The sequence below is a fragment of the Desulfurivibrio alkaliphilus AHT 2 genome (assembly GCF_000092205.1).
Taxonomy (GTDB): Bacteria; Desulfobacterota; Desulfobulbia; order Desulfobulbales; family Desulfurivibrionaceae; genus Desulfurivibrio; species Desulfurivibrio alkaliphilus.
Window position 1 is genome coordinate 2,653,969 of sequence record NC_014216.1, and the last position, 16,382, is coordinate 2,670,350.

At 61.9% G+C, this 16,382-nt stretch carries 15 protein-coding genes and 1 tRNA gene; 8 read left to right on the top strand and 8 right to left on the bottom strand.

Features of this window, described 5'->3' with window-relative positions:
• Nucleotides 1–46: 46 nt before the first annotated feature.
• Genes DAAHT2_RS11565 through DAAHT2_RS15140 form a run of 5 tightly spaced genes read right to left on the bottom strand, consistent with a single transcriptional unit; the run spans nt 47 to nt 7,289 of the window.
• Nucleotides 47–4,765, bottom strand: coding sequence for a pilus assembly protein (locus DAAHT2_RS11565; RefSeq protein WP_013164457.1), 4,719 nt, complete (start codon nt 4,763–4,765; stop codon nt 47–49).
• Nucleotides 4,766–4,799: 34 nt separating this feature from the next.
• Nucleotides 4,800–5,504, bottom strand: coding sequence for a PilX N-terminal domain-containing pilus assembly protein (locus DAAHT2_RS11570; RefSeq protein WP_013164458.1), 705 nt, complete (start codon nt 5,502–5,504; stop codon nt 4,800–4,802).
• Nucleotides 5,505–5,515: 11 nt separating this feature from the next.
• Nucleotides 5,516–5,977, bottom strand: coding sequence for a type IV pilus modification PilV family protein (locus DAAHT2_RS14055; protein WP_049824417.1), 462 nt, complete (start codon nt 5,975–5,977; stop codon nt 5,516–5,518).
• Nucleotides 5,978–5,979: 2 nt separating this feature from the next.
• On the bottom strand, nt 5,980–6,684 hold the full coding sequence (locus DAAHT2_RS11580) for a prepilin-type N-terminal cleavage/methylation domain-containing protein (protein ID WP_013164460.1): 705 nt from the start codon (nt 6,682–6,684) through the stop codon (nt 5,980–5,982).
• Nucleotides 6,685–6,728: 44 nt separating this feature from the next.
• Nucleotides 6,729–7,289: a GspH/FimT family pseudopilin gene (locus DAAHT2_RS15140; RefSeq protein WP_013164461.1), complete on the bottom strand. Its 561-nt coding sequence runs from the start codon at nt 7,287–7,289 to the stop codon at nt 6,729–6,731.
• Between the two features lie 647 nt (nt 7,290–7,936).
• On the opposite strand from DAAHT2_RS15140, the gene DAAHT2_RS15255 reads away from it, so the two are divergent.
• The 5 genes from DAAHT2_RS15255 (at nt 7,937) to DAAHT2_RS11610 (ending at nt 11,384) form a co-directional block, all read left to right on the top strand.
• The gene (locus DAAHT2_RS15255) at nt 7,937–8,509 is read left to right on the top strand and encodes a type IV pilin protein (protein WP_083774439.1); all 573 of its coding nucleotides are present in this window, start codon (nt 7,937–7,939) and stop codon (nt 8,507–8,509) included.
• Between the two features lie 250 nt (nt 8,510–8,759).
• On the top strand, nt 8,760–9,500 hold the full coding sequence (locus DAAHT2_RS11595) for an ABC transporter ATP-binding protein (RefSeq protein ID WP_013164463.1): 741 nt from the start codon (nt 8,760–8,762) through the stop codon (nt 9,498–9,500).
• Nucleotides 9,497–10,318, top strand: a complete 822-nt coding sequence (locus DAAHT2_RS11600; protein ID WP_013164464.1) for a hypothetical protein — start codon at nt 9,497–9,499, stop codon at nt 10,316–10,318. The genes DAAHT2_RS11595 and DAAHT2_RS11600 overlap by 4 nt, the downstream gene beginning before the upstream one ends.
• Nucleotides 10,319–10,344: 26 nt before the next feature.
• Nucleotides 10,345–11,157, top strand: a complete 813-nt coding sequence (locus DAAHT2_RS11605) for a hypothetical protein (RefSeq protein WP_013164465.1) — start codon at nt 10,345–10,347, stop codon at nt 11,155–11,157.
• Nucleotides 11,158–11,171: 14 nt separating this feature from the next.
• Nucleotides 11,172–11,384, top strand: coding sequence for a ferredoxin (locus tag DAAHT2_RS11610; protein ID WP_013164466.1), 213 nt, complete (start codon nt 11,172–11,174; stop codon nt 11,382–11,384).
• Here the strand turns inward: DAAHT2_RS11610 and DAAHT2_RS11615 are convergent.
• From DAAHT2_RS11615 to DAAHT2_RS11625, 3 genes are read right to left on the bottom strand one after another with little or no spacing between them, the layout of a single operon-like run.
• Nucleotides 11,381–11,986, bottom strand: a complete 606-nt coding sequence (locus DAAHT2_RS11615) for a YqaA family protein (RefSeq protein ID WP_041719812.1) — start codon at nt 11,984–11,986, stop codon at nt 11,381–11,383. The two genes, DAAHT2_RS11610 and DAAHT2_RS11615, sit on opposite strands and share 4 nt — an antisense overlap.
• On the bottom strand, nt 11,979–12,629 hold the full coding sequence (locus tag DAAHT2_RS11620) for a protein-L-isoaspartate(D-aspartate) O-methyltransferase (protein ID WP_013164468.1): 651 nt from the start codon (nt 12,627–12,629) through the stop codon (nt 11,979–11,981). Before DAAHT2_RS11620 ends, DAAHT2_RS11615 begins: the two co-directional genes overlap by 8 nt.
• Nucleotides 12,626–13,030, bottom strand: a complete 405-nt coding sequence (locus DAAHT2_RS11625; RefSeq protein ID WP_013164469.1) for a hypothetical protein — start codon at nt 13,028–13,030, stop codon at nt 12,626–12,628. Before DAAHT2_RS11625 ends, DAAHT2_RS11620 begins: the two co-directional genes overlap by 4 nt.
• A gap of 201 nt (nt 13,031–13,231) precedes the next feature.
• Between DAAHT2_RS11625 and DAAHT2_RS11630 the strand changes: the two genes are divergently transcribed.
• From DAAHT2_RS11630 to DAAHT2_RS11640, 3 genes are all read left to right on the top strand, one after another.
• Nucleotides 13,232–13,307, top strand: a tRNA-Phe gene (locus DAAHT2_RS11630).
• A 236-nt stretch (nt 13,308–13,543) separates the two neighbouring features.
• Entirely contained in the window at nt 13,544–15,631 is a 2,088-nt protein-coding gene (gene fusA, locus DAAHT2_RS11635; RefSeq protein ID WP_013164470.1) for an elongation factor G, read from the top strand.
• Between the two features lie 11 nt (nt 15,632–15,642).
• Nucleotides 15,643–16,350, top strand: a complete 708-nt coding sequence (locus DAAHT2_RS11640) for a hypothetical protein (protein ID WP_013164471.1) — start codon at nt 15,643–15,645, stop codon at nt 16,348–16,350.
• The last annotated feature ends 32 nt before the right edge of the window (nt 16,351–16,382 follow it).

A 16,382-nucleotide genomic window follows, 5' to 3' on the forward strand; every position in this document is an offset into this window, starting at 1 on the left:
TTCAAGCAAGTAAGCGGCCACGGGGTGCCCCGTGGCCGCTTACGGTTTAGTCGGTTAAAATGTTGCGGTACAGCTCCCGCCACCAGGCCCGGCCGGGTCGATGATCCTCAAAGGGCAGCTCCGGCTGGTCGATGCTGATGATGGCGCCGGTGCTGGTCTGCAGGAAGGCCTTGGCGCCGGTATCCGCCCCCACGTGCAGGCTGGGGGTGGTGGCCAGGCCCGGGCCCACCAGAACCCGGTAATCCACCCACTCGCCTTCCTCCAGTGTCCGCCCGAAGATCGACCGGTGCCAGGCGGTGCCGGTCTGGAAATAAAGGGCGTAAAGGTCGGAGGTGCCTTCGGGGTTGCAGATATCTTCGTTGGGCAGGTAGGCGGAATAGGTCAGCAGGCCGCCCAGGATGGTGGCCTGGCCCAGGTTTCGCTCACCTTCCCGGTGAAACTTGCGGTACCAGCCGTCCACGCCCTGCTCCGCCAGCGGTGCTGTACAGCCGAAGCCGGCAATGTAATCCTGCAGTTGTGCAAAATATTCCACTTCGCTGGGCAGGCAGTCGCTGTCGTCGCTGCATTCCAGGCCGGCGGCGCTGGCCAGGCGATTGGCTTGCACTTCGATCTGGTCCACCCGCAGCAGGCCGCGGTTACCGGGGATTGCCGTGTTAAGGTCGGGGTTGGTGCTCAGGTAATCCTGGTTGGCCACCGTTTCCCAGGTAAAGGAGCCGGCCACGCTGCAGTTTCGGGGTTCCTTGATGCCGTAGTAGTGGAAGATGTCATCGTCGTTGTAATCATCGCTGTTGTACAGCCGGCCGGTGCCGAAGTAGACCCAGTAATTGTAGTAGTCAAAGGAGATGGAGGCCCCGGCGGTCACCGGCTGCCCGACGTCGATCAACGCCACCGGGTTGGGTTCGGTGTCCAGCAAGGTGGGCCACTGGTCGGGGGTGGTGAGTTCCTGGTTGCCTTCCGGGTCGCGGCTGTCGGTAACCAGCCGGTACATCTTGCCCCCCCAGCCATCATTGAAATTGCCGCTGACGGTGCCGAAGTAAACCGCGTTGGCCAGGTAGTTGAGGCCGAAGTCGGCGGTGATCAGCTCGGAGACCGAGGAGTTGGCATCGGGCAGGGTAAAGCTGCCGGTCTGCTGGTCAAAGGTGTCGCCCGGCGGGGTATCGGGAATCCGGAAGGGCACGGGGTTGCTACTATGAACCAGTTCCCCCAGGGAAATCACCCCGATGCTGCCATGCTGGTCGCTTTCCCCCTTAACGTTGGTGGGGCCGCTGCCCAGCACCAGGTACCATTCCGAGGTGTCGCCCTGCACCATGGGCACCACGGTGGGCACCGCGGTGGTGAAGCCCATGGCCATCAGGTCGTCTTGGCTGAAGGTCATTTCGGCCAGCAGCCGGGGCGGTTTTTCCGGATCGGTGATATCCAGGATGAAAAAGGCCGAGGAAAAGGTCTTGCCGTTAAGCTCCACCGTCTCCCCGCCAAAGCGCATGCCCCCCACTAAAATGGTGCCCCAGCCGTCGGTGTAAATATTTTCGTCCTGATCCTCGAAGATCTGGACATCAAAGATCCGCGGCACCAGGTCGACGTAATACTTGTGGCCGTAGTCGGGGTCGGTGAGGCACTTGAGGTGGGGCCAGAGGTTATAGGGCACGTAAGCCCACATTTCGGCCCCCAATGGGATGGCCTGATCACCTTCTTCGCCGGTGCAGTCCGGGGTCAGGCAGAACTTGTTCTGGCCCGGCTCGAAAAAGCCGCCGTTAACCGCGTGCAGCATGCCGTCGTTGCCGCCGAAGTAGATCATATGCCGGCGGTTGGTGTGCCGGTTGACGAAGCGGGCGTAGGAGGAGTCGCGGTAAAGGAAGTGGTAGCCTTCCGCCGGCCGCGCCACCACGGTGGGGGTGGAGTGGACCACGTCGCCCAGCCGCCAGGTGGCGAGTTCGCCGTTGTGCATGATCTGGCGGCTGCGCAGGCCCGCCTGGTCCAGGCCGCGGATCCAGTTGATGACATTTGCCGCCTCGGCTTCAGTGTTCACCCCGAAATCCTGGTAAACGGCAGCACCCAGGTTGGTGATCTCGTCGGCCTCAAAGGGCAGAATCTCGGTGCTTTGCACAATGCCGTCGTTGTTGCCGTCGTGCCAGGTGAAGATGTAGCGACTCCGGTCTTTGTGCAGGTAATCGTTGCGATTGCCGGTGATGGAGCCGCCGCTGACGGTGGTGAGCCAGTCATTGGCGCTCCAGAGGTAGTTGACATCGGAAATTTCCCGGACATCGCCGGCGCAGCTGTTACTCTCCTCATCCCAAACCCCCAGGCAGGCCATGGAGGTGCCGGCCCCCGGGTGATGAAAGACGGTGACCGGCCGGTCGCAGTCGCCGCTGTCGTCGTTGGGGTCGGCACAGGGGTCCAGGAGGCGGTTCTGGTTGCTGTCTTCATAGAGCTTGCCGTGGGTATCCACCAGCAGGGCCTGCACCTCGCCGGCCCAGTTGATTTCATTGTCGAGGTTGTCGAACTTGTCCGGCCAGAAGATGGCCTGGTAAACCGCGCCTTCGCCGGAGCGGGTGGCGGAGATTACCGAGGCGGCGGAGCCGGCCGCCGCGCCGGCCCGGATATTACGAAAGGCCTCCCGCAGATAGGTTTCCAACTCAGACAGGTTTACCGCCTGATACAGCTTGGTGCCGCCGCTTTCGGCGGTTTCGGCCAGCAGGTTGTGGGGGCTGCACTTGTCGGCGTCGTCATCGCGAAAATCACCCACCGCCACCACGTGGGTGAAGATGGGTCGATACTCTTCTTCGGCGATGGAGTCCGGGGCGGCAAAGTTCAGGCTCTCATCTTCGGCCAGGCCGCTGTAGGCGTAGCGTGCCAGGTCATCCAGCCAGGTGCTGCCGTGCAGGGCGTCGCAGGTGCCGCTGCCCAGGTTGTAATTGAGGGACGAGGCGAAATTGACCATCTGCGGGTTGAGGTCGGCGGTGGGCGCCCCGTCGGTGATCAGCAGGATGTTGTTGGGTTGGCACCAGGCCGTGATGGGGGCGTGCCCCGGGCCGATGCTGAAATCATCTTCGTGCAGGCGCATATTTTCGTCCTGCAGGTAGTAGCCGATGGCGTTGTACATGGTTTCCGCCAGCGGCGTCCAGGTGTCGGCGACAATGGCGTTGACCGCCGCCACCAGGCTGGCGGTGTGGGCCTCGCCCTGGCCGACGGGCTGGATCACCCGGCCGCCGTCGCGGACATTGTCGTCGCAGGCGTAAAGGGTGTCCGACAGGGTGCATTCGTAGGCGGCCCCGTCGCGGTTGAAGACCATGGCGCCCATCCGCAGATCGTTGGCGAATTCCTGCAGCAGGCCGGAGGGGGCCTCGGGCGTGGCCAGCCGACCTTGCAGCACCGCGATGGGGTGGCCGATCTGGCTGATCACCCCGGAGTCCACCAGCACCGCCGGCAGGTTCCAGAACTCCCCGGTATCGTCACCGACTCCGGTTACCTGGTCGCTGGGGTCGGTCACCGGCGGGACATCGATAACTCCGCAGTAGCGCAGCAGGCCGTCCTTGACGCAAGCGTTGACCGAGTCGTAAGTGTTGGCGCTCCAGCCGTCGTTCTGGATTTTATCGTTGGGTCGCCAGGTGACGGCGCTGTGATCCCAGCAGTAGCCGATATAGCCGCTGACGTGCACAGGGTGGTCACCGCCGTGCCCCAGTCGCTTGGCGTTGTAGTTGCCGAAACACATATAGCCCATGTGGTCGGTGGTGATATCCTTGGGGTCGATGCCGGGGGGGCCGTTGCCCTCGTAAATCTGCTCACAGGCGTTGATGGACCGGTTGATGTCGCCCACCGTGATGGAGCCGGGGTCGTCATGCTTGACGATGAACCAGCAGGTCTGAATGGCGTGGTTGAGGGCGGCCTGGGAGGCGACTGTGTGGTCGCCGGCGGTGCCGGAGCGATAATCAAAACAGTCGTCGATGTAACCCTTCAAGGCGCCCAGGTTGGGGCTGTCCTTGCGCATCTCCTCCACCGCGTTCTGGCAGGCCTCATGGTCGTAGGCGCCGTCACTGTCGTTAACCGGAAAGATCTCGATCCGGGTGGTATGGTCATCCGGATTGGTCAGCTGCTCCATGGGAGTGGGTGGGCGCACCGCCACCGCCAGGTGGTGGCTGCCGGAGCCGTCGCTGCCGGCCGGGCTGATGGTGGTCTGCTTGACAAAGCGTTTCTCCAGGCAGCCCCGCGATTCCATCACCAGGGCGTCGTCCTCGTACTTGCCGCCGGTGAGGATTTCTTTTTCGATATCCATCTTGGAGGCCGCTGTCCAGTTGAGGTAGTTGCCCCGGGCGGCAAAGCTCTCCAGGGTAACCACCGGGTCGCCGTCGATGTCGACACCGGTGGAAATTTCCAGACAGATCTCGCGGGAACCGACCAAGCCTTTACGGTAGTTGGCCTCGGTGCAGCCGGCTTCCGGGGCGGCCGCCACAAAGCGTTCGCTGTCAAAATCGTACCGGTACCAGCCATCGACGGTGAAATAGCCGGTGTAGATCTGGTCGGTGTCGTAGGTTTCGTCGTAGCAGTAACGGGGATCATGGACGTAGGCCAGATCGTACATACTGGCCGAGTTGTCGATGATCATCAGCATGTTGGGGTCCACCCCGGGGGTGAGAAAGGGGGGAACTTTGTCGGGGTCGTCGCTGTAGCAGTAATCGGCCAGGGCCGGGGCTGCCGGCAACAAAAGAGCTAGCAGGGCCAGGATGCCGGTGACCAGCGCCGTTTTACACTTCTTTACCTTTGCTGTCATCTTGATCCCCTCAAATTTGTGGCATTCTCTTGTCTTAGTCCTCGTCCACCCGGCAGCCGGTCTCCAGCATGCCGTAGGCGCGCCATCTTACCTGCAGCAGCTTTTCGGTGTTCTGCGGTCCCTGGTGGTGCACGTAGATGTCGTAGACCAGCGACGAGCTGTAGCCGCTGCCCGCCGCCTTGCCCACCCCGACATAGCCGGCGGCCATCTGCTGGGCGCCGCCGAAGGCCTCCACGGTTTGCCCGCCCAGCCGCACGCTGGTGCGCCGGTCCGGGCCGGGGGTCTGCCAGGGGTAGTTGTTTAAAATGAAGTCGGCTTCTCCCGCCGGGTCGTCGGCAAAGGCCAGGATATCGGCGGGGAAGTCCGGCGGGTCCTGGGTCCAGAAGTTCAGGGTGTCGCTGAATACCCGGATGGGGCCGATCTGGCGATCTTCGTTGCCTTCGAAACCGGCGCAGATGATGTTTTCTTCCAGCAGCAGGGTGGCCATTTCCGCCCCGCCGTCGGTGTGGAAGAAGGTCTCGGTGTGGGATTTTTCCACCCCGGCGATTTGCAGCTCCAGGTTGGTGGCGGTGGTGGCGGCAATGCCGATGAGCACCAGCACCAGCATGATCAGCAGGGCGCCCACCAGCACGAAGCCGCTCTGCTGCCGTGGCGGCCGTTGGCCCGCCCCGCCGCTGTTTGCCCGGTCATGCCGGGTCGGGGCCGCTGCTTGTGGTGGGTAAAAGATTGATTTTTGCATGGCGGCCTTCATTAAAATTGCATCTTAATGTAGTCCAGGGCCACGGTGCGCAGTACGCCCCGGTCGTCGCGGCGCACCGTCACCCGGATGGTCTTGTTGTCGGGCAGGGGGTAATCTTCCGCCACGTGGTAAAAGATTTCAAAGCCCTCCACCTCTGAGGGCCAGGTGGCAATATCTGCATGTTCCAGGTTGTTTAAGGCGTTGTTCAGGCTGGCGGCGTCCTCTGGGTCGTAGTCACCTTCATTCGGGTCAAGGGTGGCATCCAGGGCCGGGTCGTCGTATTCTCGCCGCATCATCTCTTCTATGGTGGAACCGGCCAGGGAGGAGGCGGTGGTTATTCGCATGGCCAGGTGGTTGCCGCCCAGGGCCGAGATCTGCATGGAACCGGCGGCCAGAATGCCCACCGCCAGCAGGGTGATGGCGATCAGCACTTCAATGAGGGTGAACCCTTCCTGTTGGGTGGCGCGGTTCATGCTCATAACCCCAGGTTGCGACCGTGAATGGTCTGAGTCAGCAGCCGCCGGCGCACGTTGTCATCCCGCGACCACACCGTGCCGCCGGCGGAAATATACTCGATGTCATTGCCGCCCGGGTTAAAGCGGGGGTCGGGCTGACCGGCCCGGGCCAGCAGGGAGACCACCACCGCCCGGATGTTGTCGAGGTCGTTGGCGTCCGGCTCGGTGGTGGCGGTGCCGTCGGTCAGCAGGTAAAGAAACTCCGCTTCCTCGATGTTTTCCGCCAGCGGCCGTTTGCCGGCATGCAGGCTGGCCAGGTTGCAGTCGCCCGCCGACCAGGCCACATTGGAGCGAACCCTCCCCAGGACGGGAACCTGGGCGGAAGCGCTGTCGTATTGATCGTACATGATACACTCCACCTGGCCGTCATCGCCCACCCGGGAAAAAACCAGCCGGCTGGTGCTGTTGCTTACGCTGAAACCCAATCCCTGCTGGGCCTGGCCGGGGCCGGGAAAGCCGGCGCTGCGGATATCGCGGCTTACCATATCCATGGCCACCCGGATGTTCTGCTGCATCTCCACCGTATGATCCTGGGCAATATAGGTGGCATGCTGGCCGCGAAAGGAGATCAGCACCGCCGCCATCACCACGCCACCCAAGGCCAGGGCGATGAGCACTTCCACCAGGGTGAAGCCTTGTTGTCTGCAGCGGTTTCCGTGATTCATGGTCTTTCCGTCGGCTTATCGCTCACTTTATTTACACTTCGTGCTTACACTTCATCGTTGTCTTCATCAGCGCCGTCGTCAACCTGGCCGTCCTGCAGGTTGACGCTGCCGGCTACGGAAAGGGACAAAGTATAAAATCTGGGGTCGGCGGTGGTGGTGCCCATGACCACGGAGCGGTTGATGACACCCACCGGCAGGCCACGGGAGTTGAAGCCGGTTAGGTGGTAAATATCATCGGTCTTGAAGGTTGTGCTCACCAGTTGGGTTTGCGGCCGCATGGTGTGGTTGAGTAACAGCACATCTTCACCTTCATCGTAGCTGTTGCTGTCGTTCATATCGACAAAGATGCGATAGCCGTCAGTGGCCAGATCAAACTCGATCAGCACGTTGCGGTTGCGTTTCACCGCCTCCAGCCGGGCCTTTTTGAAGTTGCTTACCAGTTCGCGGGCCTCGGCCCGCAGGCGGTAGTTGGGCAGGCTGTTGTTGATCACCGGCAGGGCCACCGCCGCCAGGATTCCCATGATGGCGACCACCACCATCAACTCAATCAGGGTGAAGCCCTTGGCGCCCAGCCCTGTTATGCGCAACCGTGTCAGCGTCAGCATGCTCAACTTTCCTGTTCCGGGGTGGCCCCGTTAAATTACTTGGTGTTGCCGGTCCTTGGCGGAATTGGCGACGTGGCCGACGAGAATCCCACCCGCCTGAAACACTGCAAAAATCATACCCGCCGGGTCACCTGGGGCGATGGCCCTGGGGCCAGGTTATTTGTGCCCGCTCCACGGGGCGCCAGCCATTATACCACGGCCACCGCCGGTTGATAATAACGTATTTGGTCGGACGGTTAAATGTGGCCGAATTTGCGGGAGGTTGTCGCTTGGGCAGGGCGTGCTGGGTGACATAAATTGTCAGGTTTTGTTATCCGGTTGCGATACTTTTGCCCTCTGTTGACACAATTTGCCAGTCAACTGACAAATTGTGTCAGTTGGGGGTGGGCCGGTAAGGCCTGGGTGGAGGTTGCTTGGCGCCTGTTTTTTCATGTAACTTACCGAAAAATCGTAATAAGCAAAAAAAATAGCGCTACTGGCACGGGTTGTGCTGTAGCAACTCGGCAAGCCTGGCCCCCTGACCACTGGTCGGGGTTGTGCCGCCCACGGTTTTTTATTCCGGCAACCGGCTCCCCTTAGTGGGGTTAATGGCCGCAGGGTTGCCGCCCAACGATTAACTTATGGAGGTAAGGAAAATGTTACAGCGCATGCATCAAAAAGGACAAGGGGGTTTTACCCTGGTGGAGCTGATGATCGTAGTAGCGATCATCGGTATTCTGGCGGCCGTCGCCATCCCGCAGTTCGCCCAGTACCGCATCCGGGGCTTCAACTCCTCGGCCCTGAGCGACGTCCGCAACCTGACCACCGCCCAAGAGGCCTTCTTCGCCGACTGGTTGCGGTATGCGGTAACTCATGAAGCTGCCGATGTTACTGAGGTAAAGGCCACCGGAGATCTGCTTGAAGGACCTAGCACCGGCGCTATGGTGCTGGCCCAGTGGGCCCGCCAGGCCCATCAGCAGTTGCCGCTGGCCATTGGCAATGGGGTCGTAATGCAAGCCGATGTTATCCCCGCCACGGCAGTTTCCTATGTCGCGATCAGCAAGCATTTGCAGGGCAATACCATGTACGGTGCCACCAACACCAGTACCGCCATTCATCGTGACCAGGAAACTCTCGTACCTGGGCAGGGTGGCGATGTATTGCCAATTACAGGCTATATGCCCGAGCCTCACGAAACAGACGACCCCTTTATTGATCATGAGGAGTTTGAGGCCCAATAAACCAACACTCCTCATCGGATAACCCCGAAAAAGCACCAGTAGCCTCAACGGCTCTGGTGCTTTTTTCATTTTTGTGGGCTGGGCTTTTCTTCGGCAAAAGCCAAGGATGCCACCACCTCTTTCCCGGTCGCCAGTTGCACAAGCCAATTGACGGGCCGGCCTGCGCCCACTATACTGGCGCCACGTAACCGATCACGGGCTCTAGCAATCTCGGGTAGGCAGTGGAACCAGTCAGGTTAAGTTGGGATAGATGATCAAGTTTAACCAGATAGAAAAAACTTACGCCAAGGAGTTGGGTCGGCGGGCCAAGCAGGCCCTGGCCGGGGTTTCCTTTGCCCTGGCCCCCGGGGAAACCCTGGGGCTGGTGGGGGCCAACGGGGCAGGCAAGTCCACCTGCATTAAGCTGCTGCTGGACTTTATCCGGGCCGACCGGGGGGAGATCTCTCTGCTGGGCTCCACCCCCAAAGACCCCGCCGTGCGGCGGCGCATCGGTTATCTGCCGGAGACCGCCAACTTTCCGGCCAACCTCAATGTGCTGGATATGCTGCGCTTCAGCGGCCGCACCTGCGGTTTGAGCCGGGAACAAATCGCCGCCGGAGCGGAAAAATGGCTCTCCCGGCTCAGTCTCTGGCCGGACCGCAAACGCCCCCTGCGGGATTACTCCAAGGGGATGCAGCAGCGGGCCAACTTCGCCCTGGCCCTGCTGCATGAGCCGGAACTGCTGATTCTGGATGAACCCATGAGCGGCCTGGACCCCATCGGTCGGGCCGATATGCTGGGCCTGATCGGCGAACTGAAGGCCAAGGGGCGCTCCATCCTCTTTTGCTCCCATATTCTGGAAGACGTGGACCGGCTGGCCGACCGGGTGCTGGTGCTGCACCGGGGCCGCAAGCTGTTTGAGGGGATGCCCGCGGAACTGGCGGCCCAGCGGGGCGGCCGGGATTTCACCGCCGGCTACCTCGACCTGGTGCAAAGCGAGGGGGAGCAATGATGGGCGCCAAGTTGATCAGGGTCGGGGCCCTGGCCCGGCTGGTGCTGCTCGACGGCCTGCGCCGCCACGCCCTGATCGGGCTGGTGATCCTGGCGGTGGCCGGCCAGTCGGGGGCGCTGTTCTTCATCGATTTCATTCCCCGCGACATCGGCCGGGCGGCCGCCGATTTCGTGCTTTCCATGGCCTGGTTTGCCGGGCTGATCTTTCTCTTCTTCCACGCCGTGCAGGTAATGGCTTTGGATGAGGAAAAGAAGGTGATTTACGGCCTGCTGGCCCGGCCGCTCTCCCGCGGGGAGTACGTGCTGGGGGTCTTTGCCGGGCTGGCCCTGCTGCTGCTGCTGCTCAACCTGCTGCTGGGCGGCCTGGGGCTGGCGACGCTGCAGGTGATCAAGGGGATGGTCTCGGCCAGCTATTTCCCGCAGCTCAACCTGGCGGCCTACCTGCTGGCCTGGGGCGGGCTTTTTGCTTTGCAGTTGCTGCTGCTGGCGGTGATTCTGCTTTTCTCCGGCCTGATCCGGGGCAGCTTTCCGGTGCTGCTGCTCTCTTTGGCCTATTACGCCATCTGCTCCGGGCTGCCGGTGGTGCGGCAGGCGGTGGCCCAGCAGGCCGAGGCGCTGCCGGTGCTGGCGGGGCTGCTCAAGGCGCTGGCCGCCGTTTTCCCCGATTATAATCACCTGGATTACAAAAACCTGATCACCGTGGCCGGCCCCTGGCCGGCGGCGGGCGAGCTGCTGCTTAACTTCGGCCTGGCCGCCGCCTACGTGGTGCTGGCGCTGTGGCTGGCCTGTGTGGTCTACCAACGCCGGGATCTGCAATAAATGGAAGCTTGCACGGGGGCGCAGCGATGAAAGTTGTGCGGCCGCTGCTGGCCTTGAGTTTGCTGGCCTGTTATCTGCTGGCCTTTGGCCTGCAGCAACGGGGGCTGGATGCAGCGACGGTGGAGTTGCGCCACCCTTTGCCGCCGGCGGTGCAGCAAATCGGGCTGGGCTATCTCAAGCAACTGGGCGGCGAGGTGCAGTTTGTGCGGGCCGCCGTCTTCCACGGCGGGGTCGACCCCAAGCGCGACCCCCTGGAGTATGCCGCCCCCCTGGCCGCCACCCTGGGGGCGGCGGTCCGGTTGCACCCCCACTTTATCGACTCCTACTACCTGGCCCAGGCGACCCTGCCGTTGCTTAACGATCACTATGCCCGGGAGGCCAATGAGTTGCACCGGCAGGGGATGGAAGCGCTGCCCCAGCGTTTCGAGTTGCCCTTTTTCGCCGGCTTCAACAGTTTTTATTACCTGCAGGATCATGTCGCCGCCGCTTCGTATCTGCAGGAGGCCGCCGGGCGGCCCCGGGCGCCGGCCTGGTTCGGTCACCTGGCCGCCACCCTCTCCGGGGCGGGGGGCGACCTTTACGGCGGCCTGCTGCTGCTGGAGGCCATGCTGGCCGGCGAGGAAGATGAGTTGATGCAGGAGCGCTACCGCCACAGTATTACCATGTTTCAGCGGGCGATCATGGTGCAGGAGGCCATCGAGGCTTACCGGGCCCGGCATGGCCGGGAACCGGCCGACCTGGCCGAGCTGGTGCCCGCCGACCTGGCCGAGCTGCCGGAGTTCGAGCCGCCCTTTCGCCTCGACTGGGAGCCGCCCGAGTTACGCCTGCTGCGCAATTAAAAGGAGAACCACCGATGCTTGCCGCAAAGCCGGTGAAAGTACTGCTTGATACCTATGAATGCAACGGCTGCGGCGGTTGCGCCGAGCTTTGCCCGGATATTTTCCGCATGGATGAAACCGGTGATAAGGCCCGGCTGCTGGTCGCCGACTGCCTGCCGTTAACCCCGGAGCTGGCCGAGGTGGTCAAGCTGTGCGCCCAGCAGTGCATTGTGCTGGAGCGTTGTTAAAGCAAGGTCTTGAAGGCCACGAAGCCGCCGATGAGCAGCACCAGGAAGATGATGGTCAGCAGGTTGAAATAGCGCTCGATGAAGCCTCGGATGGCCGGGCCGAAGTAGTAGATAAAGGCCGCCACCATGAAAAAGCGGGCGCCGCGGGAGATCAGCGAGGCCAGGCAGAAGGTGGCGAAGTTGAGCTCAAAGGCCCCGGCGGTAAGGGTGAAAAGCTTGTAGGGCAGGGGGGTGAAGCCGGCAGCGCCCACCGCCCAGGCGTCGTATTGCTGGTAAAGGGCCTGGACCTGCAGGTACTGCTCGGCCATGCCGTAAAAGGCGATCACCCGGTGGCCGACCAGCTCCATGAAAAAATAGCCCATGCCGTAGCCCAGCATGCCCCCCAGCACCGAGCCCACCGTGCAGATCAGGGCAAAGCGGAAGGCTTTGGCCGGCACCGCGATGGCCAGGGCCATGAGAAAGACATCCGGCGGGATGGGGAAGACCGAAGACTCCACCACCGCCACCCAGAACAGCACCCAGACCCCGCCGGGCTTGCTCATCAGGTACAGGCAATAATCGTAGAGCCGTCTCAAGGCTCCAGTGGGTTTGGCTTCACTCATGCTGCCAGCCATGGGCGCCCAGCAACTTGACAAAACGCACCCGCTCCGCCACCCGGCTTTCCACTTCGCCGTTTTCCTTGCTTACCACGGTAAGCTCCTGCAGGTCGCGGTCCCCCACCGGGATCACCAGAATGCCGGGGTCGGCCAGTTGTTCCACCAGGGGCCGGGGGATCCGGGGGCCGCCGGCGGTGACGATGATCCGGTCAAAGGGGGCGTGTTCCGGCCAACCCTCGGTGCCGTCGTCGGCCTTGCTTAAAATATTGAAAAAGTGCAGCCGGTCGAAGGTGCGGCGGGCCCGGGCCAGCAGGCTTTTGATCCGCTCCACGGTATACACCTGGGCCCCCATGGCGGCCAAAATTGCCGCCTGGTAGCCGCAGCCGGTGCCGATTTCCAGCACCCGCTGGCCGGGGCTAAGCTTAAGCAACTGGGTCATCAGGGCAACGATATAAGGCTGGGAGATGGTCTGGCCTTCGCCGATGGGCAGGGGGAAGTCGCCATAGGCCTGGGGTTGCAGGGCCTCTTCGACAAAGAGGTGACGCGGCACCGTGGCCATGGCCTCCAGCACCGCCTGGTCGTCGATGCCCCGGGGGATCAACTGCTCATCCACCATCCGCCGCCGGGTTTTTTCGTAACCGTTGCTCATGGGCCGAAGTCCGGGACCTTGCTGAGATCGGTCCGATAGTTGCGAAATTCCTCGGGGCTTAATAGCCGGTAGACCAGGTTGCTGACCCGGCCGTCGTGCAGGGTGACCACCGCCAGGTGAAAGTCCTCGTGGCCCAGCCAGCGAAAGAGCAGGCTGCGCTTCATCCGGCTTTTACGGTGCTCCAGGTAGATCAACTGCGCGCCGCCGTCGGCCAGGGTGCGCCGTTGGTCCGGCGGACCCATCATGGCCAGCACCTCTTCCTGGTGGTCGCCGCGCTCCAGCATCCCGACATCGGAGGCCAGATGACGAACCTGGTGGGTGCGGCCGGCGCAGGCGGCGACGGTGAGGAGAATCAGCATAATCAGGCCCAAAGTAAGGGTCCGGCGGTAAACGGCAGGCATCAACTAACTCCTTGGCAGGGGGGTGCGGTCATTGGTCACGGGGTGCTAAAATAGTCCGATAGTCAAGCTTTGGCAACCGGATAAAGCGGTCCGGCGGCCGGGGCCATGATCATCGGGAATATTATCGCCTGTGGTGAGAAAAAGCTTGACATTCCGTCGCCATTTCAATAAATAGACCCTCTCGTTTCTTTATACGAGTATGCCGGGATAGCTCAGTCGGTAGAGCATCGGACTGAAAATCCGAGTGTCCCTGGTTCGAATCCTGGTCCCGGCACCAAGGTACAGACAAGCCCGCCCTTCCGCATGCCGGGAAGGCGGGCTTTCTTTGATCGTAAAGGTTCAGCCGCACCCCATCTTGCGGCGATCGGCCCGGCTGGCGTACTGATGTACGCGGCGCCGGGCCGCTTGCCGCAAGATGGGGCACGGCTGAACCTTTACGGCTTGATAGTGAGCTGGCTGGTTGCCGGCGGACAAGCGGCGAAAACACCCACGAAGTAAACAGAGGAAAGCATCATGAGAGACCTGGCCAAAGCCCGTAATATCGGAATCAGCGCCCATATCGACTCGGGCAAGACCACCCTGACCGAGCGTATCCTTTTTTATACCCAGCGGATTCATGCCATCCATGAGGTCCGCGGCAAGGACGGGGTCGGCGCCACCATGGATTCCATGGAACTGGAGCGGGAGCGCGGGATTACCATCGCTTCGGCGGCCACCTTTTGCGACTGGAAGGATCATAGCATCAACATCATCGATACCCCTGGCCACGTCGATTTCACCATCGAGGTGGAGCGGGCCCTGCGGGTGCTGGACGGCGCCATTCTGGTGCTCTGCTCGGTGGGTGGGGTGCAGTCCCAGAGCATCACCGTCAACCGCCAGATGACCCGTTACCGGGTGCCCCGCATGGCGTTTGTCAACAAGTGCGACCGTACCGGCGCCAACCCCGACCGGGTAACCCAGCAGTTGCGCGACAAGCTCAACCTCAACGCCGTGCCCGTGCAGGTGCCCATCGGCCTGGAAGGCGACCTGGCCGGGGTGGTGGACCTGGTGAGCATGAAGGCCCTTTACTTCGATGGTGATCAGGGTGAGGTGATCCGGGAAGAGGAGATTCCCGAGAATCTGCGCGACGAAGTGGAGACCAAGCGTGAAGCTCTTCTGGATGCCGCCTCCATGTTCTCGGACGAGTTGATGGAAGCGATCCTGGAAGGCGAACCCACCGAGGAGATGATCCGGGCCGCCATCCGCAAGGGCACCCTGAGCCGGGAACTGACCCCGGTACTGATGGGCTCGGCCTACAAAAACAAAGGCATTCAGCCCCTGCTGGACGCCGTTACCTATTACCTGCCCAATCCCCAGGAAGTTGCCAACTACGCCCTGGATCTGCACAACGAAGAGGCCGAGTTCAAGGTAACCAACGATCCCAAGGATCCCCTCATCGCCCTGGCCTTCAAGCTGGAAGACGGCCGTTACGGCCAGCTTACCTACCTGCGTACCTACCAGGGCACCCTGAAGAAGGGCGACAGTATCGTCAACATGCGGACCGGCAAGAAGATCAAGGTCGGCCGCCTGGTGCGGATGCACGCCGACCAGATGGAGGATATCGAGGAATCCGGGGCTGGCGATATCGTCGCCCTGTTCGGGGTGGACTGCGCCTCCGGCGACACCTTCACCGACGGCAGCGTCAACTACTCCATGAGCTCCATGCACGTGCCGGCGCCGGTTATCTCGCTGGCCATCCGGCCGGTGGACAACAAGGCCCAGGGCAATATGTCCAAGGCCCTGAACCGTTTCACCAAGGAAGATCCCACCTTCAAGACCTTTGTTGACGCCGAGACCAACGAGACCATTATCTCCGGCATGGGCGAGCTGCACTTGGATGTCTATATCGAGCGGATGAAGCGGGAGTACAAGGCCGAAGTGGAAGTGGGCGCCCCCCAGGTGGCCTACCGTGAAACCGTCACCCAGAAGGCCGATTTCAACTACACCCACAAGAAACAGACCGGCGGTTCCGGCCAGTTCGGCCGGGTGGCCGGCTTCCTGGAGCCCCTGGAAGAGGGTGAGTACGAATTTGTCGACCAGATCGTCGGCGGCGTGATTCCCCGGGAGTTCATCAGCTCCTGTGACAAGGGCTTCCAGAAGGCCATGGCCAAGGGCTCTTTGATCGGCGCCCCCATCACCGGTATTCGCTGCGCGATCAACGACGGTGCCGCCCACTCGGTGGACTCCTCCGACGTCGCCTTCCAGCAGGCCGCCCTGGGCGCCTTCCGGGAAGGTTACCTCAAGGCCAAGCCGGTGATCATGGAGCCCATCATGAAGGTGGCGGTGGAAGGCCCCACCGAGTTCCAGGGCGGGATCATGGGCAGCCTCAACCAGCGCCGGGGCATGATCATCGGCACCACCGAGGAAGACGACTACACCGTGGTCGAGGCCGAGGTACCGCTGTCCGAGATGTTCGGCTACTCCACCGACCTGCGTTCCTTGACCCAGGGCAAAGCGGAGTTTACCATGGAGTTCTCGGCTTACCGGCCGGTGCCCAAGAGCGTGGCCGAAGAGTTGGTTGCCAAGGCCAAGAAAGAAAAGGAAGAACAGGATAAAAAATAGGAGACCCCATCATGCTTAAGCAGGAATTGATTGCCAAAAACCCGATTCGTCACCTGAAGGCCGGGTCCGAAGGCCAGGCCCGCTCGCAGATGGGGCTGGTCATGGCCCGGGCCGGCCTGGGCAAAACCGCCATGCTGGTGCAGATCGCCCTGGACTCGTTGCTCAACGGCAAGCAGGTGATCCACGTCAGCGTCGGCCAGAGCCTGGAGAAAACCCGGATCTGGTACGACGACATTTTTAAAGACATCGTCGAGGGCTGCAAGCTGGCCAACCCCTACGAGATCTACGACGAGATCATGCGCAACCGGATGATCATGACCTTCAAGGAATCATCCTTCAACCGGGCCCGCCTGGAAGAGCGCCTCAACGACCTGGTTTACCAGAACCTGATTCGCCCCGGCTGCATGGTGGTGGACGGTTACGATTTCACCGCGGTGGATCGTCAAACCCTGGAAGATTTGGCCGAGATGGCCCGGGCCATGGATCTTGAGGTCTGGTTTTCAGCGGTCAGCCACCAGGAAGACGAAGAGGCCAAGGGCGAGGGCGTGCCCGCCCCCTGCCGCGAGGTGGCCGATATCTTCGATACCGTGGTGCTGCTGCAGCCGGCTTCCGGCAGTGAATGCATCGACCTCAATATCCTAAAAGATACCACCGGCAAGGCCACGGAGCGGGCGCTGCAGCTTGATCCGATTACCTTCATGATCAAAGAAGGTTGCTAATTCAGCGGGCGGCACTGCCGCCCACTGAACGA